Origin of the sequence: Pseudomonas sp. 3296, assembly GCF_031456615.1 — a bacterium.
Taxonomy (GTDB): Bacteria; Pseudomonadota; Gammaproteobacteria; order Pseudomonadales; family Pseudomonadaceae; genus Aquipseudomonas; species Aquipseudomonas mucoides.
Window position 1 is genome coordinate 499,900 of record NZ_JAVDUY010000004.1, and the last position, 21,151, is coordinate 521,050.

The 21,151-nt window shown below is 60.1% G+C and carries 19 protein-coding genes and 1 pseudogene; 5 read left to right on the forward strand and 15 right to left on the reverse strand.

The features are described 5' to 3' along the window. Positions 1-33 precede the first annotated feature (33 nt). Complete coding sequence (locus J2X66_RS13550) at positions 34-693, forward strand: isoprenylcysteine carboxylmethyltransferase family protein (RefSeq protein WP_310265054.1); 660 nt, start codon at positions 34-36, stop codon at positions 691-693. A 12-nt stretch (positions 694-705) separates the two neighbouring features. On the opposite strand, the gene J2X66_RS13555 is transcribed toward J2X66_RS13550, so the two are convergent. The 7 genes from J2X66_RS13555 to J2X66_RS13585 all read right to left on the reverse strand — a co-directional run bounded on the left by J2X66_RS13555 (position 706) and on the right by J2X66_RS13585 (position 8,922). Then, positions 706-1,374 carry an HAD-IA family hydrolase gene (locus J2X66_RS13555; protein ID WP_310265056.1) on the reverse strand — a complete coding sequence of 223 codons (669 nt, stop codon included), beginning with the start codon at positions 1,372-1,374 and terminating at the stop codon, positions 706-708. 89 nt (positions 1,375-1,463) lie between these two features. Next, entirely contained in the window at positions 1,464-1,871 is a 408-nt protein-coding gene (locus J2X66_RS13560; RefSeq protein ID WP_310265059.1) for a response regulator, read from the reverse strand. Between the two features lie 113 nt (positions 1,872-1,984). Further along, positions 1,985-3,592, reverse strand: coding sequence for a GMC family oxidoreductase N-terminal domain-containing protein (locus J2X66_RS13565; protein WP_310265060.1), 1,608 nt, complete (start codon positions 3,590-3,592; stop codon positions 1,985-1,987). 178 nt (positions 3,593-3,770) lie between these two features. Further along, a complete protein-coding gene (locus J2X66_RS13570; RefSeq protein WP_310265062.1) occupies positions 3,771-4,988 on the reverse strand; it encodes a mandelate racemase/muconate lactonizing enzyme family protein in 1,218 nt (405 codons plus the stop codon). Between the two features lies 1 nt (position 4,989). Next, on the reverse strand, positions 4,990-6,309 hold the full coding sequence (locus tag J2X66_RS13575) for an MFS transporter (protein ID WP_310265064.1): 1,320 nt from the start codon (positions 6,307-6,309) through the stop codon (positions 4,990-4,992). An 85-nt stretch (positions 6,310-6,394) separates the two neighbouring features. After that, positions 6,395-7,819 (reverse strand): aldehyde dehydrogenase, encoded by a 1,425-nt coding sequence (gene aldA / locus J2X66_RS13580; protein WP_310265280.1) that lies wholly within the window; start codon positions 7,817-7,819, stop codon positions 6,395-6,397. A gap of 170 nt (positions 7,820-7,989) precedes the next feature. Beyond that, entirely contained in the window at positions 7,990-8,922 is a 933-nt protein-coding gene (locus J2X66_RS13585; protein ID WP_310265066.1) for a LysR substrate-binding domain-containing protein, read from the reverse strand. Positions 8,923-9,107: 185 nt separating this feature from the next. Between J2X66_RS13585 and J2X66_RS13590 the strand changes: the two genes are divergently transcribed. Continuing rightward, positions 9,108-10,286 (forward strand): hypothetical protein, encoded by a 1,179-nt coding sequence (locus J2X66_RS13590; RefSeq protein ID WP_405046775.1) that lies wholly within the window; start codon positions 9,108-9,110, stop codon positions 10,284-10,286. Positions 10,287-10,442: 156 nt separating this feature from the next. Then, positions 10,443-11,318 carry a LysR substrate-binding domain-containing protein gene (locus tag J2X66_RS13595; RefSeq protein WP_310265067.1) on the forward strand — a complete coding sequence of 292 codons (876 nt, stop codon included), beginning with the start codon at positions 10,443-10,445 and terminating at the stop codon, positions 11,316-11,318. 124 nt (positions 11,319-11,442) lie between these two features. Here J2X66_RS13595 and J2X66_RS13600 read toward each other — a convergent pair whose 3' ends face one another. The 7 genes and pseudogenes from J2X66_RS13600 to J2X66_RS13630 form a co-directional block, all read right to left on the reverse strand. Further along, complete coding sequence (locus J2X66_RS13600; RefSeq protein ID WP_310265068.1) at positions 11,443-12,807, reverse strand: MFS transporter; 1,365 nt, start codon at positions 12,805-12,807, stop codon at positions 11,443-11,445. Positions 12,808-12,963: 156 nt separating this feature from the next. Continuing rightward, positions 12,964-14,397 (reverse strand): annotated as a pseudogene (locus J2X66_RS13605) (NAD-dependent succinate-semialdehyde dehydrogenase). Then, positions 14,394-15,428 (reverse strand): aldo/keto reductase, encoded by a 1,035-nt coding sequence (locus J2X66_RS13610; protein ID WP_310265070.1) that lies wholly within the window; start codon positions 15,426-15,428, stop codon positions 14,394-14,396. Before J2X66_RS13610 ends, J2X66_RS13605 begins: the two are co-directional and overlap by 4 nt. A gap of 10 nt (positions 15,429-15,438) precedes the next feature. Beyond that, positions 15,439-15,951 carry a formaldehyde-activating enzyme gene (fae, locus tag J2X66_RS13615; protein ID WP_008043405.1) on the reverse strand — a complete coding sequence of 171 codons (513 nt, stop codon included), beginning with the start codon at positions 15,949-15,951 and terminating at the stop codon, positions 15,439-15,441. Between the two features lie 297 nt (positions 15,952-16,248). Then, positions 16,249-16,503: a pentapeptide MXKDX repeat protein gene (locus J2X66_RS13620; RefSeq protein ID WP_310265076.1), complete on the reverse strand. Its 255-nt coding sequence runs from the start codon at positions 16,501-16,503 to the stop codon at positions 16,249-16,251. A gap of 65 nt (positions 16,504-16,568) precedes the next feature. Further along, complete coding sequence (locus J2X66_RS13625; protein WP_310265077.1) at positions 16,569-17,354, reverse strand: molybdopterin-dependent oxidoreductase; 786 nt, start codon at positions 17,352-17,354, stop codon at positions 16,569-16,571. Then, positions 17,351-17,971 carry a cytochrome b/b6 domain-containing protein gene (locus tag J2X66_RS13630; protein ID WP_310265079.1) on the reverse strand — a complete coding sequence of 207 codons (621 nt, stop codon included), beginning with the start codon at positions 17,969-17,971 and terminating at the stop codon, positions 17,351-17,353. The genes J2X66_RS13625 and J2X66_RS13630 overlap by 4 nt, the downstream gene beginning before the upstream one ends. 166 nt (positions 17,972-18,137) lie before the next feature. On the opposite strand from J2X66_RS13630, the gene J2X66_RS13635 reads away from it, so the two are divergent. Then, complete coding sequence (locus tag J2X66_RS13635; protein ID WP_310265081.1) at positions 18,138-19,079, forward strand: class I SAM-dependent methyltransferase; 942 nt, start codon at positions 18,138-18,140, stop codon at positions 19,077-19,079. Between the two features lie 12 nt (positions 19,080-19,091). On the opposite strand, the gene J2X66_RS13640 is transcribed toward J2X66_RS13635, so the two are convergent. Beyond that, a complete protein-coding gene (locus J2X66_RS13640) occupies positions 19,092-19,865 on the reverse strand; it encodes a helix-turn-helix transcriptional regulator (RefSeq protein WP_310265084.1) in 774 nt (257 codons plus the stop codon). Positions 19,866-19,976: 111 nt separating this feature from the next. Here J2X66_RS13640 and J2X66_RS13645 point away from each other — a divergent pair, with 111 nt between their 5' ends. Next, on the forward strand, positions 19,977-21,080 hold the full coding sequence (locus J2X66_RS13645; RefSeq protein ID WP_027924712.1) for a polyamine ABC transporter substrate-binding protein: 1,104 nt from the start codon (positions 19,977-19,979) through the stop codon (positions 21,078-21,080). Positions 21,081-21,151: the final 71 nt, after the last annotated feature.

A 21,151-nucleotide genomic window follows, 5' to 3' on the forward strand; every position in this document is an offset into this window, starting at 1 on the left:
CTGAAACGGGTCAAGGCTCATCAGGAGGCGCCCATGAAAATCTCGGCCAAACTGGCGTTCTTCGCCATCGTCGGCACCCTTGCCTACCTCGGTCTTGCTATCTGGGGCATGGGCGGATTTGCGGCGTTTTCTGCCCATGGGTCGTTGGTGGTGGTTGCCCTCGCAACCGTGGTGATGACCGTGTTGTCGCTGTTCACCGAGGTCAATCTGAGTTCCGGTGAACGCGAGGACCGGGCCAATCGCTGGGTGCTTCCGGCGTTCGGGGTAATCGGGTTGCTCAGCGGATTCCTGCCGGCCTATACCGACCGGATCGATTTCTGGACCTTTGGCGGTGAAGGGCTGCGCTGGATGGGCGCGTTGTTGTTCTGCCTCGGCGGCGCGCTTCGCTTGTGGCCGGTGTTTGTACTGGGCAAGCGCTTCAGCGGATTGGTGGCGATTCAGCCGGGGCACACGCTGGTCACCGACGGAATTTACCGGTGCCTGCGCAACCCCAGTTACCTGGGGATGCTGGTGATTGCCCTGGGCTGGGCGCTGGCCTTTCGTTCGGGGGTCGGGCTGTTGCTGGCGGCGTTGACGGTGATTCCGCTGATTGCGCGGATTCACTCGGAAGAGGCGTTGTTGAGGGCACAGTTTGGCGGGGAGTATGAGGCGTATTGCGCCACGACCTGGCGGCTGATACCTGGACTCTATTAGCCACTCCTGCAGTTAGATGTGCATAAGGCGGAGATATTGGTCGGGATCCACGGTTGCGCTGACCGACTGATAGTTGGCCAGCGTGTCATGTTGCGTCTGGATCGGGTGCTCATGCGTTTCAGTGATAATCACCAAATCCGCCCCCGCCGCTTCTGCCGCGAGAATGCCTACAGTGGCATCTTCAAAGATCAGGCAGTCCGTCACCTCGACACCCAGCCGCTTGGCGGCCAACCGATACCCCGCTGGATCCGGTTTCCCGGCGCTGACCTCTGCAGCCGTCACCATGACATCCGGCTCGGGAATTCCCGCCGCCGCCATCCGGCGCAACGCCAGCGCTCTGGGCGCGGACGTCACGATTGCCCATTGGCCGGCCGGCAAGGACCGAAGGAATGCCGCCGCACCACGAACCTCGACAACCCCCTCCACGTCTTCGATTTCTGCCTCGGTAATCCACGCCGCTTCAGCTTCGGCATCTACACCCGGCAACCCCTGGCGGTTCACCGTGTCGATGGCGCGGACGCCGTGAATGGTCGGCAAGAAGGACGCGACATCCACCCCGTGGCGCACGGCCCAGATCGTCCAGATCCGCTCGGCAGCGGCAATGGAATTGAGCAGGGTGCCGTCCATGTCGAACAGGAACGCGCGGTACGGTGTGTTGAAAACGGATCGATGAGCAGACAAGGATGAGCTTCCTCTCGCAAGGGCCTGGCGGGTGTGCCGAGCAATGTAGCATTTACTTGCGAGACGGACTCATGCAGCGCAATAACGTTTCAGCTGAGGGGTTTGGACTTCAAGGCGTCCTTGACGCAGTCGAGCAGTTGGCCGAGCGCCCAGGGCTTCTTGATGAACGAAACGGGATGCCTGACACCGGAGCTTTGCGGGGTTTCGAAACCGGACATGATCATGATCGGTTTGTCTGGCCAGCGGTCGCCAAACTGATTGGCCAGGTCAGCGCCATTGAGTTTGCCCGGCATGGTGATGTCGGTGAGCAACAGGCAGACGTTGTCCGAGTGTTGCTCCAGGTAAACAGAAGCGGCGTCCGCGTTGGTCTGTGGCTGAACCACGAACCCCTCTTCCTGAAGAATTTCACAGAGAAACTCCAGAATCAGCGGGTCATCCTCGACCACCAGAATCAACCCGCCAGTTACGTTCGTGCCCACCGTCGATACTGGCCCCATAATTTCAACACTCCCTGAATACACCCATGATTTTGCGCAATAAATCCGCTGCCTATCAGGTATGAGCAGCGGACTTGGCGGAAATTCATTTTTGATACACAGAGGATGTGAAATCAGGCGTCCTGCAAAATCAGGTCGGCGCCCTTCTCGGCCACCATCAACACTGCCGCGTGGGTATTGCCCGACGTCACGTTAGGAAAAATCGACGCATCGACGATGCGCAATCCCTCAAGACCATGGACTTTCAAACGCGGGTCGACCACGGACTTCTGCTCGTCCGAACCCATGGCGCAGGAACCGCACAGGTGATAGATCGAACCACTGTTTTCGCGGAAATACTGCAGCATTTGTTCGTCGGTTTCGACGACCGGCCCCGGCAACACTTCTTCAACCGTGATGCCCTTGAGCGCCGGTGCCTGCATGATCTTGCGCATCAAGCGGCTACCCTGAATGACCTCATCGATGTCCTTCTGGGTGCTCAAGTAATTCGGATCAATCAGTGCGGGGTCCCGTGGATTTTTCGAGGCGATCTCGATGTGCCCGCGACTGGTCGGCCGGCATGGATTGAAGCACAACAGGAAGCCTGAGTACGGCTCCGGTTTGAGGCTGGCCTTGTTGTTTTTCGGGATCTGGTACGACAGCGGGTTGAAGTACAGCTGCAGGTTTGGGTGGGGTTGCTGCTCGTTGCCACGGAAGAATCCGCCGGCCTGATTGACGCTCATCGCCAGCGCGCCCTTGCGGGCGAACAGGTATTTCAGTCCGAGTTTGAACTGACCGAACAGCGAACTCAGCTCGTCATTGAGCGTCGGGATATTGGCCTTGTAGTAATAGCTGGCGCACAGATGATCCTGCAGGTTCTGACCCACCGCGGGCAGGTGCTTGACCATTGGGATATTGTGCTTGGCCAGCAGCGCCTGATCCGCGACACCGGACAGTTGCAGGATCTTCGGCGTGTCCACCGCACCAGCGCAAAGAATCACTTCTTTGTTGGCGGTGAAGGTTCGCACCACACCGTGCTGGGTGATGGAAATCCCGGTTGCGCGGCCGTTGTCGAACAGTACACGGTCGACCAGGGCGTAATGCTCGACGGTCAGGTTTGGCCGGCTCAAGGCCGGGTGCAAATGCGCGAAGCTGCTGGAGCAACGCTGGCCATTTTTGGTGTTGACGTCGTAAATGCCCGAACCTTCGAATGTCGGCCCGTTGAAGTCGTCGCTGTGCGGGTAACCGAGTTCATCGCAACCTTTGAGGAACACATCGCAGATCGGATGGGTCTGGCCCTTCATCGGCGTGATACTGATCGGGCCGCTGCCGCCGTGGTATTCGCTGTCGCCCAGCGGATGGTTTTCCAGTTTGCGGAAATACGGCAGCACATCTTTAAAGCCCCAACCTTCGTTGCCGTTGGCCGCCCAATCGTCAAAGTCGTGGGCCTGGCCGCGGACATAGATCATCGCGTTGATCGAGCCCGAACCGCCCTGCACTTTGCCGCGTGGGGCGTAAATTTCGCGGTTGGCCAATTGCTTTTGTGGCTGGCTGTAGTACATCCAGTTGAAGGTTGGGTTGTAATACATTTTGGCGAAGCCGACCGGGATCTTGAACCACAAGGAACTGTCCTTGCCGCCCGCTTCCAGCAGCAACACCGAATGTTTGCCACTGGCCGAGAGCCGGTTGGCCAGGATGCAGCCTGCGGCGCCAGCGCCAGCGATGATGTAGTCGTAAGTCATGCAAGGTTACCGCGTAAGTCGTTGTACAAAAAACTGGAGTGGGCACAGCGCGAACTGTGTAGGAGTGCGCCTGCTCGCGATGACGGCGGCGCATCCAGAACTGATGGTGGCTGACCCGGCGCTATCGCTAGCAGGTTCACTCCTACAGGTTTGAGCCTTGCCCGACTGAAACTTCCCGTCAGCCCCTGGCTGGCGATGTGTCTTTAACGTCCACCGGGGTCGGCGCCATTTGCAGGTGCAGGCGCTCGCCGGTGTACGGCGAGTGCCTGCGCACCACGTCCATGTTCAGCTCCACGCCCAGGCCCGGCTCGGTGGACGGGATGATGTAGCCGTCCTCCCATTGCAGCGGCTTGGTCAGGACTTCGGCATGGAAACCGCCCCAGGTCATGATGCTTTCCTGGATCAGGAAGTTCGGCGTGCAGGTCGCCAACTGGAAACTCGCGGCGGCGCCAATCGGTCCGTTGTAGAGGTGCGGGGCGATTTGCGCGTAATAGGCTTCAGCCATGCTGGCGATCTTTTTCGCTTCCAGCAGACCGCCGCAACGGGCGACGTTCATCTGCAAAATCGATGCGCCGCCGGCGTGCAGCAATTTGAAGAATTCGTACTTGGTGGTCAGTCGCTCACCCGTGGCAATCGGAATCGAAGTCTTGGCCGCGACCTGCGCCATGGCCTCTTCCTGACCCGGCGGCACCGGTTCTTCGAACCACAGCGGGTCGTACTTCTCCAGGCGCTTGGCCAGGCGAATCGCCGAGGACGGCACCATTTGCCCGTGGGTGCCAAACAGCAGGTCGCACTTGTCGCCCACCGCTTCGCGGATTTTGCGGCAGAAGGTTTCGCAGCGCTCCAGCACTTCCAGCGAGATCTGGTGCCCGGAGTACGCGGTGTACGGCCCGGCCGGGTCGAACTTCACGGCGGTGAAGCCTTTGTTCATGTTCTCGATGGCACACTCGGCAGCCAGGTCCGGGTCGTCATAGTCGTACTCGCCCTTGCTGTTCACCGGGTAGAGGTAGGTGTAGGAACGCAGGCGTTCGTTGACCTTGCCGCCGAGCAACTCATAGACCGGCTTGTTCGCCGCTTTGCCGATGATGTCCCAGCAGGCCATCTCCAGACCGCTGACCACGCCCATCATGGTCAGGTCCGGACGCTGGGTGAAACCGCTCGAATAGGCCTGACGGAAGAAGCGTTCGATGTGGTGCGGGTCCTGGTTCAACAGGTAGCGTTCGAACACGTCTTCAATGATCGGCAACATGGCTTTTGGGCCGAAGGTCGCGGCGTAGATCTCGCCCACGCCTTCGATGCCGCAATCGGTTTTGATCTTGACGAATAGCCAGTACATCCCGCCGATGTGCGGTGGCGGTACGGCGACGATATGGGTTTCAAGGGCGACGATTTTCATCTCAGGCACCTGTCTTAATCAGGGATTTACGATTGATACGAGCACGCAAGGTCAGCGCCGCGAGGGTCCCCAGCAGGCCGACGAAAGCGATGTAGCCGAAATACAGCTTGTAACCAAAGGCACCCGGGAAATGCTCGGTAAGGTAGCCGTTGATCAACGGAATGAATGCGTCTGGCAGATAACCGACCACCGAGACAATGCCGATGGCCAGCCCCGTGATGCGCAGCGGAATGTTGCAGGTGTCGAGGATCGCCCAGTACAAACCGCGAATCGCATAGGTCATCAGGCCGATGAAAATCACCGTGCCGACCAGCAGGCCCATGCTATTGAGCGCCGGGAACACGATCAGGCCGACCATCGCCAACGTCGCGCAGAACAGCGCCACGATCAGCACCGAGATGTTCGAGAACTTGTCACCCAGCCAGCCACCGCCGATGCCGCCAATCGGGCGCATCCACAGTTTGATGGTGGTGATGGTGCCGGCCATGACCGCAGTCATGCCGCCGCCCTGCAGGTAATCGGAGAAGCTGTAGGTGGCCCAGAAGATGTGATAACCGCAGAACACGATGGCGGTGACCAGCCACAGCTCCGGGATTTTCACCAGGGTGGTCAGGTCGCTGAGCAGGTTGTACTTGCCCTTCTCCACCGCCGCCGTGTCTTCCATCGACTGCGGGTCCTTGATCAACACCAGCACACAGCCGATGGCGATACAGGTGAAGGCATACAGGTAGACCACGTGCTTGAAGCCTTCGGCCGCCGACTCGCCGCGAGTTTCGGTGGCGAAGGCAAACAGCCCCAGCGCGACCGTTGCCAGCAGCGCTTCGACCAGCCCGCGACCGCCATCAAGGATGCCGAAGAAGCGGCCTTGCTCGGTGTGATGGGCGATCATCTTCACGCGTTTGAGCACCGAGGCCCAGAACGTCAGGCCGGTGGTCAGGCCCCAGCATCCGAAGATGATCATCAAACCGGTCATCGACGGCGCAGTGGAGTACCACAGGCCCAGGGCACCGGTGGCGATCAGCGAGAAGAAAATCAGGAAGCGTGGGGCAATGCGATCCGCCAGCCAGCCACTCGGCAAGTAACTCAGGAGGAAAATCGTGCCGAGCATCGAGTACAGATACCCCAGCTCGCTGTGGTTGATCTGGAACACTTCGAGCATGGTGGTCTGGTAGACCTGGCGCAGGTACAGGATCGGGTAGATCGCACCGGCGGCCAGCACCAGTAACATCAATTGGAAATAGCGACTGCCCTTGTCACTCTGGCTGATTGAACCCGCATTCGAACCCTGAACAGCGGCAGCAGTGGATGCTTGCTTGGACATCTAGGTGACCTCTGGCCGCCCGGTGGTCCGGGCTGGCCCTGTTAATTGTTTTTATGGGTGTTGCATGAGGCGTATTGCCGGTGGATCAGTACTTCATGACCACGAGACGGGTCTGGGTGAATTCGAGCATGCCGTGCTTGCCGTCATCGCCACCCAGGCCCGAGCGTTTCCAGCCGGCGTGGTAGCCCTGGTACGGATCGGCCGGGGTGCGATTGATGTAGAGCTCGCCGGCTTCGATGCCGTTGGCGACTTTCATCGTGGTGCGGTAGTTCTCGGTGTAGAGCACCGAGGCCAGGCCGAACTGATGGTCGTTGGCCATCGCCAGCGCTTCGTCGATGTCGCGGTACTTGAGCACCGGCAGCACCGGGCCGAAGATTTCTTCCTGGATGATCTCCATATCCTGGCGGCAGCCGCTGAGCAGCGTCGGCGGGTAGAAATGGCCGTTGCCCTGCGGGATAAAACCACCGGCTTCCAGCACTGCGCCGTCCGCAATGGCGCGCTCGACCATGGCGTGGATGTTCTGCTGCGAGGTGGCGTTGACCAACGGGCCCATCAGGCTGGCGTCGGTGGCGCGGTCGCCGAACTTCACGGCGCTGATTTTCGATTTCAGCAGCGCGAGGAATGGTTCATAGACGCTTTCCTGCACGTAGACCCGCTCCACCGCCGTGCACAACTGGCCGCAGTGGGTGGTCTTCGAGGCAACGATGGCGGACGCGGCGGCTTCAAGGTCAGCGTCGGCTTCGATGATCGCCGGGGTTTTGCCGCCCAGCTCCAGCGATGGCTTGGCGATGTTGGCCTTGCAGTAATCGAGCACGATGCGCCCGGCATTGACGCTGCCGGTCAGGGTGATCAAGCCCACAGCCTTGTGCGTACAAACAGCGGCCGCAGTGGCGTGGTCCATGGTCAGGATGTTCACCACGCCGGCCGGCAGGCCGGATTGTGCCACGGCCTTGGCGATTTCAAAGGCCGAGGTCGGTGTGTTGTTGCTTGGACGCACCACCACGGTGTTGCCGGCAATCAGCGCCGGGGCGATTTTGCGCAGCAGCGTATAGACCGGGTAGTTGAACGGAATCAGGCACGCGACCACGCCAATGGCTTCGCGGTGCAGGAACAGGTTTTCGTTCGGGCTGTCGCTGGGAATGATCTCGCCTTCAATGCGGCGAGCCCATTCAGCGTGATAACGGGTGATCTGCGCGGCGTAACGAGCTTCGTTGCTGGCATCGGCCACGCTTTTGCCGGACTCGGCGGCCAGGGCGGCGCCGATGTGTTCAGCGCAGGCATCCAGGGCATCGGCGAAGGCACGCAGGTGTTCGGCGCGTTCGATGCTGGTGAGTTTGCCCCAGACCTTTTGCGCAGCGGCAGCCGTTTCGACCGCGTTGACCGCTTCAACAGCGGTGGCGGCCGAGACGTGGCCGACCAGTGCTTCCGTCGCCGGGTTATAGACTGCGATCAGCGCGTCGCTGGCAGGTTCGATGAAGTGGCCGTTAACAAAATTTCGCTCGAGTCGCATGTGCATCGCCCATCGTTGTTTTTATCCAGTTCGAGCAGTCTTGGCATCCTGAGCGGGTTGAACAAACGATTTATTGAGCGGGCAAACATTCGAAAAATGCAGGTTACCCTCTGAAACGATGAGATCCCCTCTGGGGCGAGCTTGCTCGCTCCCACAGGGATTTGTGGTGGTCAGAGAGCGGCGGTTGAGGGTTCGAGCTGCCGTTGCGCCAACCAGATTTCTTCCTGCAACCACTGGCTGAACACCTGCAATTGCGGCATCAGGGTCTGCTCCGGCCGGGTGACCAGCCAATAGGACTGGTGCCCTTCCACATGCACGTTGAGTACTTGAGTCAGCTGCCCGCTGGCCAGTTCCGGGGCGACCATGTGCCAGTCGGCGATGGTGATGCCCAAACCGTCGATGGCCGCGCGGATCGCCAGGTCCAGCAAGTCGAATTCATACCCGCCCTGGGTGTCGACTCCGTTGATGCGTGCGGCGTCCAGCCAGTGTTTCCAGGTCAGGTAGCGCTGATCTTCCCGGGCCAGCACATGCAGCAATGTCAGGCGATTGAGGTCGATACCCTGCTCGCTCCACTCCCGCGCATACAAGGTCGGCGCGCACACCGCGATGTGCCGTTCCTGAATCAGCATCGAGCTGTTCAGGCCATCCCATTCGCCATCGCCGAAACGGATCGCACAGTCGAGGGTGCTGGTTTCCGCCAGACTGTCCTGCAAGCGCGTGGTAATGCTCAGTTCCAGCTCGGGATGCTTTTCGCGCAACCGCCCCAGACGCGGCATCAGCCATCGGTTGGTAAAGGTCGGCGGCGCGTTGATGTGCAGGCGATTGGAATGGGTTTTCTGCTGGATGCTGCGCACCGTCAGCTCGATCTTGTCGAAGGATTGATGCAATGCCCGCAGCAAGACTTTGCCGGCGCTGGTCAGTTCGAGGTGATGGTGGCGGCGCTCCAGCAGGCTCTCGCCGAGCTGCTCCTCCAACTGACGCACTTGGCGGCTGACCGCACTCTGGGTCACGTTCAACAACTCGGCGGCGCGGGTAAAACTACCGGTGCTGCCGGCCACTTCAAACGCCTTGAGGGCATTAAGACCGGGCATTTTGCGTTTCATGTAAAGCACTCGAGGACGTTAGCTGATCGGCCAAGCATCCCATGGCCACCGCGCATTGTCCTACAGGATTTTCTCAGTAACATGCATCTGAGGAAGGTTCTCGCGCATTTTTAATCGTTTGTTCAATGCACCGTTCATCGCAAGACTGGCCGGCATCTCATATAAAAATAACCGAGAGCTGCCCCATGCCCTTCTCTGCTTCCCTGCGCCTCAGTCCTCTGTACATCGCTCTGTTCTGCACCTTTGCGGGCCCTGCCATGGCCGTGCAAGTGACCGACCATCTTGACCTCGGCGGCGCGGTTCGTGCGCGCTGGGACTATGACCCGGATCGCGATATCCAGAAGTTCGGCCTGGACACCATGTTCCTCAGCGCCAAGTACAACTCCGACACCTGGATCGGCGAGGCCCAGTATCGTTTCTATGGCCGGTCTTATCCGTATCAGTACACCAAGAACTATGGCGACATCCAGTTCGCCAAGTTCGCTTGGGCCGGCTACAAGTTCAACCCCGACCAGCAGGTGCAAGTAGGCCTGAACACGGTGCCGTTCGGTTTGCAGCCGTACTTCGGCAGCACCTTCTACGAAACCCTGGGCAACGTCATCGGCCTGGAAGATGTGCAACAGGTCGGCGCCAAGTACGTCCAGCAATCGGGTGATTGGAACGTCCAGGCCGGTTACTACTTGCGCCCGGCGTGGCAAGGCAAAGGCACCAGCAACGGGGTCACTTACTCCAGCGTGGTATCCGAAGCCGACAGCTATGTCGCCGACGGCAGCAACAACCAGGAGCGCAACACCGTGGTGCTGCGGGTGGCCAAGGCGCTGGACCTGGGACCGTGGAAATCGGAAGTCGGCCTCTCGGGCCTGAGCTCGTCGCTAGAGAACAAGGACACCAATGACGATGGCCGGCGCAATGCCGTGGCCATCCACTACCTGGGCAAGAACGGCCCGTGGGGGGTGCAGTTGCAGGCGGCGCGGCAACAGATGTCCCCGCGTAACCCCGGCACCGATGAGCTCGTCACCCTCGGCGGGTATGACGGCACGTACAACGTTGCCAGTCGCGGCAACTTGTATGTGGCGGACATCAGTTACGACGTCGCCGGGAAATACCTGTTCGATCAGGTCAGCGGGGTCAAGCTGTACGCCAACTACAGCGCCTTCGATAAATCTGCCAGCGAGTTCAAGACCTCGGAGCGGATGATTCTGGGCAGCTCGTTTTCGGTGAGTAAATTGTGGGTCGCTGCGGAGTGGTTGTTTGGCAAGAATGATCCGTATATCGGGGGGAGCAGTTACACCCAGAGTCTGGGGGCTGGCGGGAGTGATCAGTGGGAGAATCAGCTTTATGTGAATGTGGGTTACTACTTCTGATCCGGTATTTCTAGCGTCCTTGCTCGCGATGGCGCCAGCCAAAACAACACTTGCATCCGCCCATTGCTAATAGTCAGATAGGCACCACAGAGAACGCCACCAAAACAATAAACCGGCCCGACGCAACACCTGAGGCCGGTACGGAGTCCACCTTCGATGCGTCAACTGCCCTCGCTCAATATGCTGCGCGTCTTCGAAGAGGTCGCGCGTCATCGCAGTTTCAGCCAGGCGGCGCTCGGCCTCAACGTCACCCAAGGCGCCGTCAGCCGCCAGATCAAGCAACTGGAAGACTACCTCGGCGTCGCGCTGTTCGTGCGCACCCCCCAGGGTTTGTCGCTGACCGAATCCGGCATCGCCCTCTCCCCGCACCTGGCGGAAGCTTTCGACCACATTGAACGTGCCCTGCAAGCCGTGCGCGTGCCCAACCTGCGCCAGCGCCTGAGAATCCTCGCGCCACCGACCTGGGCGACGCGCTGGTTGTCGGCGCATTTGCGCGTGTTCTGTCAGCGTTATCCCGACATCAGCCTGAGTGTGACCAATCAGGCCAGCCACGACAGCATCGCGGAAATCGACTGCCACATCCGCTTCGGCCTCGAAGCCAACAGCCATTGCAGCAGCCAATTGCTGGTGATGGAACGACACATCGCCGTGGCCAGCCCGGAGTTGTTCAGCGACGGTCAGCCACCGGACCTGCGAGGCTTTCCGCTGCTGCACATTCTGCATGATGGCAAGCGCCTGAAGGTCTGGGAAAACTGGCTGGCGGCCATGGGGCGCAACGATGTCGATGCGGGACAAGGGCTGGAATTCAGCACGCTGGATCAGGTGATCCACACCACGCTGGCCGGGGGTGGTCTGGCGGTCATTGACCGGCAGATGATCGAGAAGGAATTGGCCAATGGCAGCCTGCTGCCGATTACCCCGGTGGAGGTGATCGGGCCGTATGGCTACTGGCTGGATGTGGCGAATGACAAGCAAGGGTTGTCGAAGGTGCGCTTGTTCACCAATTGGTTGGGATTGGTCAGTAACCCCTGACACCCACGTCCCCTTGTAGGAATGAGCCTGCTCGCGATAGCGGTGGATCAGTCAACATTGATGTCGACTGACACTCCCTCATCGCGAGCAGGCTCACTCCTACAATTGGATCTTCGGTAGATTCTTAGATTGGGGCTGGGACTTTCACTGCCACCGCTGCGCCACCCTCCACCGGGCTCTGCGCCTTGCACGCCTGGCTCAGTGTCAGCGATTTGGTTTCCGGCGCCCAAGCCCAGGACAGCCAGGCGCCGATGGCCAGAATCGCCGCCAGAATTCCCATCGTCGGGCTCAAGCCGATCCCCGCCACGCTCACCGGCAACAGGAACGTACTGATCGCCGACCCCAGCCGGCTGACCGCCGTGGCCAGGCCAATCCCGCTGGCCCGCACTTCAGTCGGGAAACTCTCGGCCGGGAACACGCCGACCAGATTACTTACCGCCGACAACACCAGGGTGAACAAGCCGAACACCAGCACCATCAGGAACGCTGCACTGCTCGGCAACACCGCCAGCATGAACAACGCGACCGCGAGGATGATGAACGAGTTGATCAAGAACCCGCGCCGAGAGAATTTGATCGTGCACCAGATCCCGATCAACGCGCCGAGGATCAGCAGCATGTTCAACATCAGTTCAGTGCCGAAGCCTTCAGCGAGGCCCATCTTCTGCAGAATCGAAGGCAGGAAGGTGTAGATGGCGAAGTACGGCATGACGATGCAGACGAAAAACAGGCAGTTGAACGCGGTGCGTTTGCGGTATTCACGGCTGAACAGCACCGCGTAGCCGGAACGGGTTTCGGTGGATTGGGATTCGTCGAGTTCGACGTTGGCGCCCAGGTGCTTCTTGACGATTGCCCGCGCTTCGGCAATTCGGCCCTGATTCACCAGCCAGCGCGGTGACTCTGGCGTGCCGATGCGCGCAATCAGAATCAACGCCGCCGGGATTGCCGAAGACGCCAGCATCCAGCGCCAGGCGTCATCGCCCAGACTCAGCATGGCGGTGCCGACAAACGTCGCGGCCACGTAGCCGAAGGTCCAGATCACGCTGAACGAACCGAGCAGCACGCCGCGATGCTTCTTCGGCGCGAATTCGGCCAGCATGGCGTGGCCGACACTGAAATCACCGCCCAGCCCGATGCCGATCAGCACCCGGCACAGAAACAGGCCCATCGCGGTTTCGGCGTAGAACTGCATGACCGAGGCGATGGTAATCAGCACGAAGCTGACCAGGAAGATTTTCTGCCGGCCGACCTTGTCGGAGATCCAGCCGAAAAACAGACTGCCGAGGAACAGGCCGATCAGGGCCGAAGCGCCGATCAGTCCTTGCCAGAACGCATCCAGGTGCATCTGCGGGCTCAGCAAGGTGAACGCGATGCCGATCAGGCCGAGGATGTAGCCGTCGGTGAAATGCGCGCCGAAGGTCAGGCCGGCGATTTTCAGGTGAAAGCGCCCGATGGGCAGGTCGTCGATTTTTACCGGTTGTACGGACATGTAAATCTCCAATTGTTGTTATTGACGGAGAAATGAAACCGATCGTTGTTCTGTAGGAGTGAGCCTGCTCGCGATAGCAGTGTGTCAGTCGAAGCTGTGTTGCCTGACACACCGCCATCGCGAGCAGGCTCACGCCTACAAGGGTTGTGGTGGGGGTTAGAGACCACCCATCAACAAGTATTTGATTTCCAGGTAGTCATCCAGACCGTATTTCGAGCCCTCGCGACCGAGGCCCGATTCCTTGATGCCGCCGAACGGTGCCACTTCCGTGGAAATGATCCCTTCGTTGATCCCGACCATCCCCGCTTCGAGGCCTTCGGCCATGCGCCACACGCGGCCGATGTCGCGGCTGTAGAAGTAGGCCGACAAACCGAACGGCGTGTCGTTGGCCTTTTGCAGCACTTCGGCTTCGTCCTTGAAACGGAAGCAGGCCGCCACCGGCCCAAAGGTTTCTTCCTGGGCAATGAGCATTTCACTGCTGGCTTCGGCGAGGATGGTCGGCTCGTAGAACGTGCCGCCCAGCGCATGACGACGACCGCCACACAACAGTTGGGCGCCCTTCTCCAGTGCATCGCCGACGTGCAGTTCGACCTTGGCCAGCGCCGCCGCATTGATCAGCGGGCCTTGCTCGGTTTCCCCGTCCAGCGCACTGCCAACCCGCATCGTCGCCACCGCTTCCGCGAGCTTGCCGGTGAAGGCTTCGTAAACGCCGTCCTGAATAAAGAAGCGGTTCACACACACGCAGGTCTGTCCGGTGTTGCGGAACTTCGAGGCCATCGCGCCTTTGACCGCAGCGTCCAGATCGGCATCGTCGAAGACAATGAACGGCGCATTGCCACCCAGTTCCAGCGAAACCTTTTTCAGGGTGTCCGCCGCCTGACGCATCAGCAATTTGCCGGTGCGCGTGGAGCCGGTGAACGACAGTTTGCGCACGATGCTCGACGCTTGCAGCGCCCCACCGATGGCCACCGCATCGCCCGACACAATGTTGAACACCCCCGCCGGAATACCCGCCTGCTCTGCCAACACCGCCAGAGCGAAGGCCTACAGCGGCGTCTCTTCCGAAGGCTTGAGAATCATCGTGCAACCAGCGGCCAAAGCCGGACCGACCTTGCGCGTGACCATGGCCAACGGGAAGTTCCACGGGGTGATCGCGGCGACCACGCCGATGGCTTCCTTGACCACGATGATCCGCGCATCAGCCTTGTGGCTCGGGATCACATCGCCATAAGCGCGCTTGGCTTCTTCGGCAAACCACTCCAGAAAACTCGCGGCGTAGACCACTTCGCCCATGGCTTCGGCCAGCGGCTTGCCTTGTTCGCGGCTGAGCAGGGTCGCCAGATCCTTCTGGTTGCTCAGCATCAGCTCGCTCCAGCGCTTGAGCTTCTGGCTGCGCTCCTTGGCGGTGAGCTTGCGCCACGCCGGCAATGCACGGTTGGCGGCTTCAATGGCCCGATTGGTTTCTTCGGCGCCAGACTTTTGTACTTCGGTGATCAACTCGCCGTTGGCCGGGTTGAACACCGGGTAAGTCGGGCCACCGGACGACCATTGGCCGTCGATGAAATTACCGGTGCGAATCAGCGCGCTCATGCCACAGCCTCAGTCAGGGTGAAGCGTTCCAGACCCGGACGGGCCGAACGCAAGATACGTTTGCCGGCGGTGTAATCGTTGATCACGTCGCACGGGGTGTAATTGCGTTCCAGTTCGTGCAGTTCTTCGGCATCGAGTCTGGTATCGAGCGCGGCCAGTGCACTGTCGAACTGTTCAGTGGTATCAGCGCCCACCAGCATGCAATCCACACCCGGATGATTGGCCACCCAGGCCTGCGCGATTTGTGCGTTGGACACGCCTCGGGCACGGGCCACGCGCTGCACCGAATGGGCGATTTCGAACGAGGCTTCGTCGCTGTACATCTGCTGCGTGAAGAAGTCGGTCTGGTTGCGGGTCGACTGCACGTCGCCGGTCAGCAAGCCACGGGCCAGCGGGCTGAACACCGAGACCCCGAGGCCTTGGTCGCGGCAGAACGGAATCATCTCGCGCTCTTCTTCGCGGTAGGCGCAGTTCAGTTGCAGCTGCATGTTGATCGGCTTGACCCAACCGTTGCGCTCGCAGGCCATGAGGATCTTCGCCAATTGCCCGGTGAGCATGGTCGAGACGCCGATGTAACGTGCCTTGCCGGAGCGCACGATGTCGTTCATGGCGCTCATGGTTTCTTCGACCGGGGTGTTCACATCGAAGTAATGCAGCATGAACACATCGACGTAATCCATGTTCAAGCGCTTCAGCGAAGCGTCGATGCTGTCCATGATGTGTTTGCGCGAATGGCCACTGGCATTGATGCCGTTGCGGGTGCCGTAGCCGACTTTGGTGGTGATCACCAGGTCTTCGCGACGGGCCAGGCGCTTGACGATGCGCCCCACCACTTCTTCGCCGACACCGGCGGAATAGAAGTCCGCGAGGTCGATGAAGTTCACGCCGTTGTCGAGGGCGTGCGCGACGATCGGCTCGCTTTTCTTCTCGTCGAAGATCCACGGTTTCCAGTCCGGGGTGCCCATGTTCATCGTGCCCAGGCACAGGCGGGAGACTTGCAGGCCGGAGTTGCCCAAACGAATGTATTGCATGGCGCGGACCTCAGGCTTTTGGCGTGTAGAAAGGGTTGCTGATGTGATTGACCACATCCGCCAGTTGCGCGGTTTCCGGCTTGCCGGTCAGCGCGGCACGGATCGCGGTGCGGCAGGCGTTGTAGTTGTTCAGGTAGACCGCATCCAGGTCATCGCAAGCCGGGTTGACCCAGTTGGCGGTGACGATGGCCCACTCGTCTTCGGCTTCCGGTGGCAAGGTGCCGTCCAGCAGCGCTTCGAGTACAGCCTTGGCGATACCAGCCTGGGAGGCGCCCCAGGTAGCGTTGCCGTGCAGGTCGCTGCTGATCGCGGCTTTGTTGACGTAAAGGGTCATTGGCTTGACTGGAATGTTCGGCTGGGCGATCACCATGAACGGGCAGTGACCCTGGCTTGGCGACGCCAGGCTGTTGGCAAACGCCTGACCGGCCGGGCCGTTGCGCGGGCCGATCAGAATATTGATGTGCGCGGCATTCACGCCCGGGCCTTCGAAACCTTCACCGATGTACAGGTCGAGTTCTTTCATGAGTCGTTACTCTTCAGGGAGTTGAGGTTGATCAGAAACGCACGCAGGCAGCGGGGCTGGCGTGGCAAATGTCGGGGTTCGAAGAGCGCAGCAGGTCGCTGGCGAAGACGCGGCAGTGATGATGAGTCATGGTTGCAAACGCTCTTTTTTGTTGTTGATGAGCCGGTTTGCGATTTTTTAACACTGGGGGGTTGCGGGGCTGTAACCATTAAAAGTCATGAGGGTATGAGTTCAAGTCATACCCTGTAAAACCTGTGGGGAGCGAGTTTGCTCCCCACTGGGATCGGGAGGATTGGACTACTGCGACATGGCGTCTTTTTTCATGGTGTCTTTGCTCATGCTGTCCTTGGACATTGCATCTTTGGACATGCTGTCTTTCTTCATCGTGTCCTTGGCCATGGCATCCTTTTTCATCGTTGCGTCTTTTTTCATGGTGTCTTTGGACATCGAGTCCTTGCTCATGCTGTCGCTGCTCGTGGTATCGGCAGCAAAAACACTGGCGGCACCCAGTGCGATGCACATGGACAGGACGGCGGTGGCTAACTTTTTCATGATCAAACTCCTCGAAGTGCAGGTTGCGAATGAACGCAGCGTGGGCTGCGTGATGAATGTGTCTGTCAGCTGCCGCCGAACCAGTTGTAACCCTGGTCTTCCCAGTAGCCACCGCTGTAGGTATTGCTGACGAAAATCGCCTGAATGTGTTTGGGGTTTTTGTAGCCCAGCTTGGTGGGCATGCGCAGCTTCATCGGGAAGCCGTACTGGCGAGGCAGCACGGCGCCGTCATAGGTCAGCGTCAGCAAGGTCTGCGCATGCAGGGCGGTGGCCATGTCGATGCTGGTGTAGTAATCGTCCGAGCATTTGAAACCGACGTACCGGGCATCGGTGTCTGCGCCGACCCGCTTCAGGAAGTCGCTGAACCGGACGCCTCCCCAACGTCCGATGGCACTCCAGCCTTCGACGCAAATGTGCCGGGTGATTTGTTCGGTTTGTGCCATGGCGCGCAGTTCTTCGAGCCGCCAACTGTGTTTGTCCGCGACCATGCCGGTCACTTCCAGCCGATAGGACTCCTCCTCCACCGTCGGGGCTTCGTCAACGCCGTAGAAGGCATTGAATGGAAACGGCCGGGTGATCATGGATTCCGGGTAGGTCGGCGCCATAGCCTTCGGATTGAACAACCAGCCTTGCACCCGATCGTTGAAGCGCGACATGGACGATAACGCGGTCTCGACGCTTTCGTTGTCGGTCAGGTTGCAGCCAGACAACATCGCCACACCGCCGAGGGTCAGGCTGTGCAGCAGAAACGCGCGACGCGAACGGTCGGGAATCTGCGGGGCGAGTATTTTTCGGGCGTCTGTCAGGATCGATGATTCGTCCAGCCCGGAACTTTCGATGCGCTTTTTCATACCCGCTCCTTGCGACCGACGATCATCGCCCACAACGTTTTTGGCACCAGTGCGACCATCACCAGATGCACCGCCACAAACGCCACCAACAGCGACATTGCGAAGAAATGCACCCGCCGCGCACCTTCGTAACCCGCCAGAAGTTCACGCAACAGCGGGAACTGGACGGACTTCCAAAGCACCAGCCCGGAGACCACCAGCAGCGTGATGTCGACCATCACGAACAGGTAGGCTACCCGTTGCACCTGGTTGTAATGACTCAAGTCGGCATGGCTCAACCGCCCTCTTAATGCGGCCCACAGGTCATGCAGGACACCTTTGGGCGAGACGGGCAGAAAGCGACGTTTCAGACGACCGCTGAACAGATTGATGGCGAGATAAATCAGGCCATTGATCGCCAGAAACCACATCGCCGCGAAGTGCCATTGCAGCGCACCGCCGAGCCAGCCGCCCAGCGTGATCGATTTGGGAAAGCTGAAGTCATAAATCGGCGAGGCGTTATAGATACGCCAACCGCTGGTGACCATGACCAGCACGGCCAGGGCGTTCAGCCAATGGGTCAGCCGTAACCAGCGAGGATGGCTATTGACAGAGGGTGAAGCAGATAGCTGCGACATGTCCGGCTCCCTGCGATTGATCATTGGGGCCGAGTATGGGAGCCGATTGATCGCCAAATCCTCACGTAAAGTTAAATTAAACGTGATAACTCCCGACGCGTTGCAACACGCCTTGCCCTGCAATTGTGGTTAAAATGCCGCCCCCTCAAATTGCCGACCCTGCCCGATGAACTCAGACGCACTTGCCACCCTCAACGCCCACCTGCTGACGGCCCTGGCAACGGCCCCTGGGGAAACCCGTCGGCTGTTTCACGGCCGCGGCCGCTGCTGGCCGGGGCTGGAGCAGTTGACCGTCGACTGGTTGCAGGGCGTGGTGCTGGTCGCGCTGTTCAAAGAGCCGGAAGCGTCGCAGCTGGAAGCGTTGAAACAACTGCTGATCCAGATCACCCAGTCACCCGAGTGGGCACAATCCGGCGCGCACACGTTGCTGTTGCAACATCGCTACCTGCTGCAAAGCACCACCGAATGGCTCCTGGGCGAGGTGATCGACGAGATGAACATCACCGAGGGCGGCTTGCGTTATCGCGTGGACCTGGGCCGCAAGCAGAACACCGGGTTGTTTCTCGACATGCGCTACGGCCGAGACTGGGTGCGGGCCAATGCCCAGGGCAAGCGCGTGTTGAACCTGTTTGCCTACACCTGCGGCTTCTCGGTCGCCGCCATCGAGGGTGGCGCCGAGCACGTGGTCAATCTGGACATGTCCAGCCCGGCCCTGAGCCGTGGCCGCGACAATCACCGGCTCAATGGTCACGATTTGAGCCAGGTCAGTTTTCTTGGCCATGACCTGTTCAAGTCCTGGGGCAAAGTGATTGGCAAGGGGCCTTATGACCTGGTGATCATCGACCCGCCGTCCTTTCAGAAAGGCAGTTTTTTGCTGACCAAGGATTACCAGCGGGTATTGCGCCGGTTGCCGGAATTGCTCAGCCCTGCGGGCACGGTGCTGGCGTGCATGAATGACCCAGCGTTTGGGCCTGACTTCTTGATCGATGGGGTGATGCGTGAAGCGCCGAGTTTGCGTTTTGAGCAGCGGCTGGAGAATCCGCCGGAGTTTCCGGATGCCGATGTTGAGTGTGGGTTGAAGGCGTTGGTGTTCAAACTGGGCGATTGAGTCTTGCCGGGCTCAACGCGGCTGCAACACCAACGCAAACAACTCCCCATGCCCGGTCACATTGAGCTTGTGATAGACATTGCGCCGATGCACTTTCACCGTCTCCGGTGAGATGCCCATGTGCTGGGCGATGGCTTTGCTGGAGAAGCCCTGAAGGATCAGCCGGGCGGTTTCGATTTCCCGTACCGACAGACGCGCGTCGAAGCGGTCCAGCAACGTCGCAAGATCACCGGCCACCGGTTCGGCGGTCGCGCCTTCCGGCGGCATCAATTGCAGATGACGGCGCATCGCCGACAGCACCCAGTCGCGCACGCACAGCAGGCGGCCCTGCTCTTGCAGGCTGAACCGCGTCGAACGTCCCAGCGACAACCCCAACACCGCCCCATCAACGTGGACCATGAACTGCAACTCGTCCGCACCCACCACCGAGCGGAAGTAACTCAGGTAGTACTCGCTCTGCTGGAACTGGTCGGGCGCCACCGATTCGAGGCTGTGCAGGCCCTCGGTAATACCGGCGCAAGCCGCCTGATAAAAGGGGTCGAGCAGGTACATGCCGGCGCTGTAGTCCGCCAGTTCTTCGTGCTCGGCGGCACCGCCCTTCGAGTCGAAATCAATCAGCAAACGCGGGACCCGCCCCGCGCGCATCACCGCGACCAGTGCATTGTCCAGCGGCACCAGCAGCCGCAACGTGTCAACCAGCGTCCGCCAGAACCCGTCCTGCCCCAACGCGCCAAACACTCGCGCCAGCGACTGGTGCACCGGCAGCTCTTTCAACAATCCGTCCACGCACTACCCCTTTCGAGTAACCCATGATGGGAATGGGTGAGTCCCCCGCCTGCCAGTACGCTGCAAGCACCTGTTCATCACCGGCCTGCAGCAGGCCAGGAGTGCCGCATCATGAGTCGTCACCGCTCGCATATCAATCTTGGACTGGGCGCCTGTTTGTGCGTCTCGTTGTCGGCCATGGCCACCGATGCCCCGACGGTGCATGTCTACAACTGGTACGACTACATCGGACCCGACACCCTGCACGACTTCAAGCGCGACACCGGGATCGAACCGGTCTACGACACCTTCGACAGCGCCGAAGTACTCGAAGGCAAACTGCTGACCAGCCGCAGCGGCTACGACGTGGTGGTGGCGAGCAACTTCAGTCTGCCGACGCTGATCAAGGCCGGCGCCCTCGCCCCGTTGCCCCACGCACAAATGCCTGACTTCAAGAACATGGACAGCGACCTGCTGGCGAAACTCGCCAACAACGATCCGGGCAACCAATATGCAGTGCCTTATCTGTGGGGCACCAACGGGATTGGCTACAACATCGACAAGGTCCGCGCGGCGTTGGGCGACAAGGCGCCGGTGGATTCCTGGGACCTGGTGTTCAAAGAAGAAAACCTGGCCAAGCTCGGCCAATGTGGTGTGGCGATGCTCGACTCGCCGTCGGAAATGCTCCCCGTCGCCCTGCACTACCTGGGCTTGCCACCGAACAGCACCAACCCTGAAGACTACAAGAAGGCCGAGGCGCTGCTGCTGAAGTTGCGTCCGCACATTGCCTACTTCAACTCCTCCAAATTCATCAGCGACCTGGCCAACGGCAACATCTGCGTGGCGGTGGGCTGGTCTGGCGCGATGCTGGAAGCCAAGACCAACGCCGAGCAGGCCAACAACGGCGTGAAGATCGCCTACAGCCTGCCGAAGGAAGGCGCGCCGGTCTGGTTCGACACCCTGGTGCTGCTCAAGGACGCACCGCATCCGCAACAAGGCCTGGCCTTTATCGACTACTTGATGCGCCCCGAAGTCATCGCCCCGGTCAGCGATCACCTGAACTACCCCAACGGCAACCGCAGCGCGACACCGTTGGTAGCCGAAGCGACCCGCACCAACCCGGCGGTGTATCCGTCGGCTGAAGCGCTGGCCACGTTGTTCACCCTTCAACCGCTGCCGCCGGCGACTGAACGTGTGCGCACGCGGGTCTGGAGCAAGGTCAAAAACGGCCAGTGACCCTGAGACACCGCGATTCCTGTAGCCGCTGGCGAAGCCTGCGGCTACAGAGGTCCGCGACCCAATGACCT

Excerpts from the sequence above, each read along its gene's own strand:
- J2X66_RS13635 (WP_310265081.1), top strand. The coding sequence starts at position 18,138 with ATGAACTCAGACGCACTTGCCACCCTCAACGCCCACCTGCTGACGGCC.
- J2X66_RS13570 (WP_310265062.1), bottom strand. The coding sequence starts at position 4,988 with ATGAAAATCGTCGCCCTTGAAACCCATATCGTCGCCGTACCGCCACCG.
- J2X66_RS13600 (WP_310265068.1), bottom strand. The coding sequence starts at position 12,807 with ATGTCCGTACAACCGGTAAAAATCGACGACCTGCCCATCGGGCGCTTT.
- J2X66_RS13550 (WP_310265054.1), top strand. The coding sequence starts at position 34 with ATGAAAATCTCGGCCAAACTGGCGTTCTTCGCCATCGTCGGCACCCTT.
- J2X66_RS13575 (WP_310265064.1), bottom strand. The coding sequence starts at position 6,309 with ATGTCCAAGCAAGCATCCACTGCTGCCGCTGTTCAGGGTTCGAATGCG.
- J2X66_RS13620 (WP_310265076.1), bottom strand. The coding sequence starts at position 16,503 with ATGAAAAAGTTAGCCACCGCCGTCCTGTCCATGTGCATCGCACTGGGT.
- J2X66_RS13560 (WP_310265059.1), bottom strand. The coding sequence starts at position 1,871 with ATGGGGCCAGTATCGACGGTGGGCACGAACGTAACTGGCGGGTTGATT.
- J2X66_RS13625 (WP_310265077.1), bottom strand. The coding sequence starts at position 17,354 with ATGAAAAAGCGCATCGAAAGTTCCGGGCTGGACGAATCATCGATCCTG.
- J2X66_RS13645 (WP_027924712.1), top strand. The coding sequence starts at position 19,977 with ATGAGTCGTCACCGCTCGCATATCAATCTTGGACTGGGCGCCTGTTTG.
- J2X66_RS13565 (WP_310265060.1), bottom strand. The coding sequence starts at position 3,592 with ATGACTTACGACTACATCATCGCTGGCGCTGGCGCCGCAGGCTGCATC.
- J2X66_RS13585 (WP_310265066.1), bottom strand. The coding sequence starts at position 8,922 with ATGAAACGCAAAATGCCCGGTCTTAATGCCCTCAAGGCGTTTGAAGTG.
- aldA (WP_310265280.1), bottom strand. The coding sequence starts at position 7,819 with ATGCGACTCGAGCGAAATTTTGTTAACGGCCACTTCATCGAACCTGCC.
- J2X66_RS13595 (WP_310265067.1), top strand. The coding sequence starts at position 10,443 with ATGCGTCAACTGCCCTCGCTCAATATGCTGCGCGTCTTCGAAGAGGTC.
- fae (WP_008043405.1), bottom strand. The coding sequence starts at position 15,951 with ATGAAAGAACTCGACCTGTACATCGGTGAAGGTTTCGAAGGCCCGGGC.
- J2X66_RS13610 (WP_310265070.1), bottom strand. The coding sequence starts at position 15,428 with ATGCAATACATTCGTTTGGGCAACTCCGGCCTGCAAGTCTCCCGCCTG.
- J2X66_RS13630 (WP_310265079.1), bottom strand. The coding sequence starts at position 17,971 with ATGTCGCAGCTATCTGCTTCACCCTCTGTCAATAGCCATCCTCGCTGG.
- J2X66_RS13590 (WP_405046775.1), top strand. The coding sequence starts at position 9,108 with ATGCCCTTCTCTGCTTCCCTGCGCCTCAGTCCTCTGTACATCGCTCTG.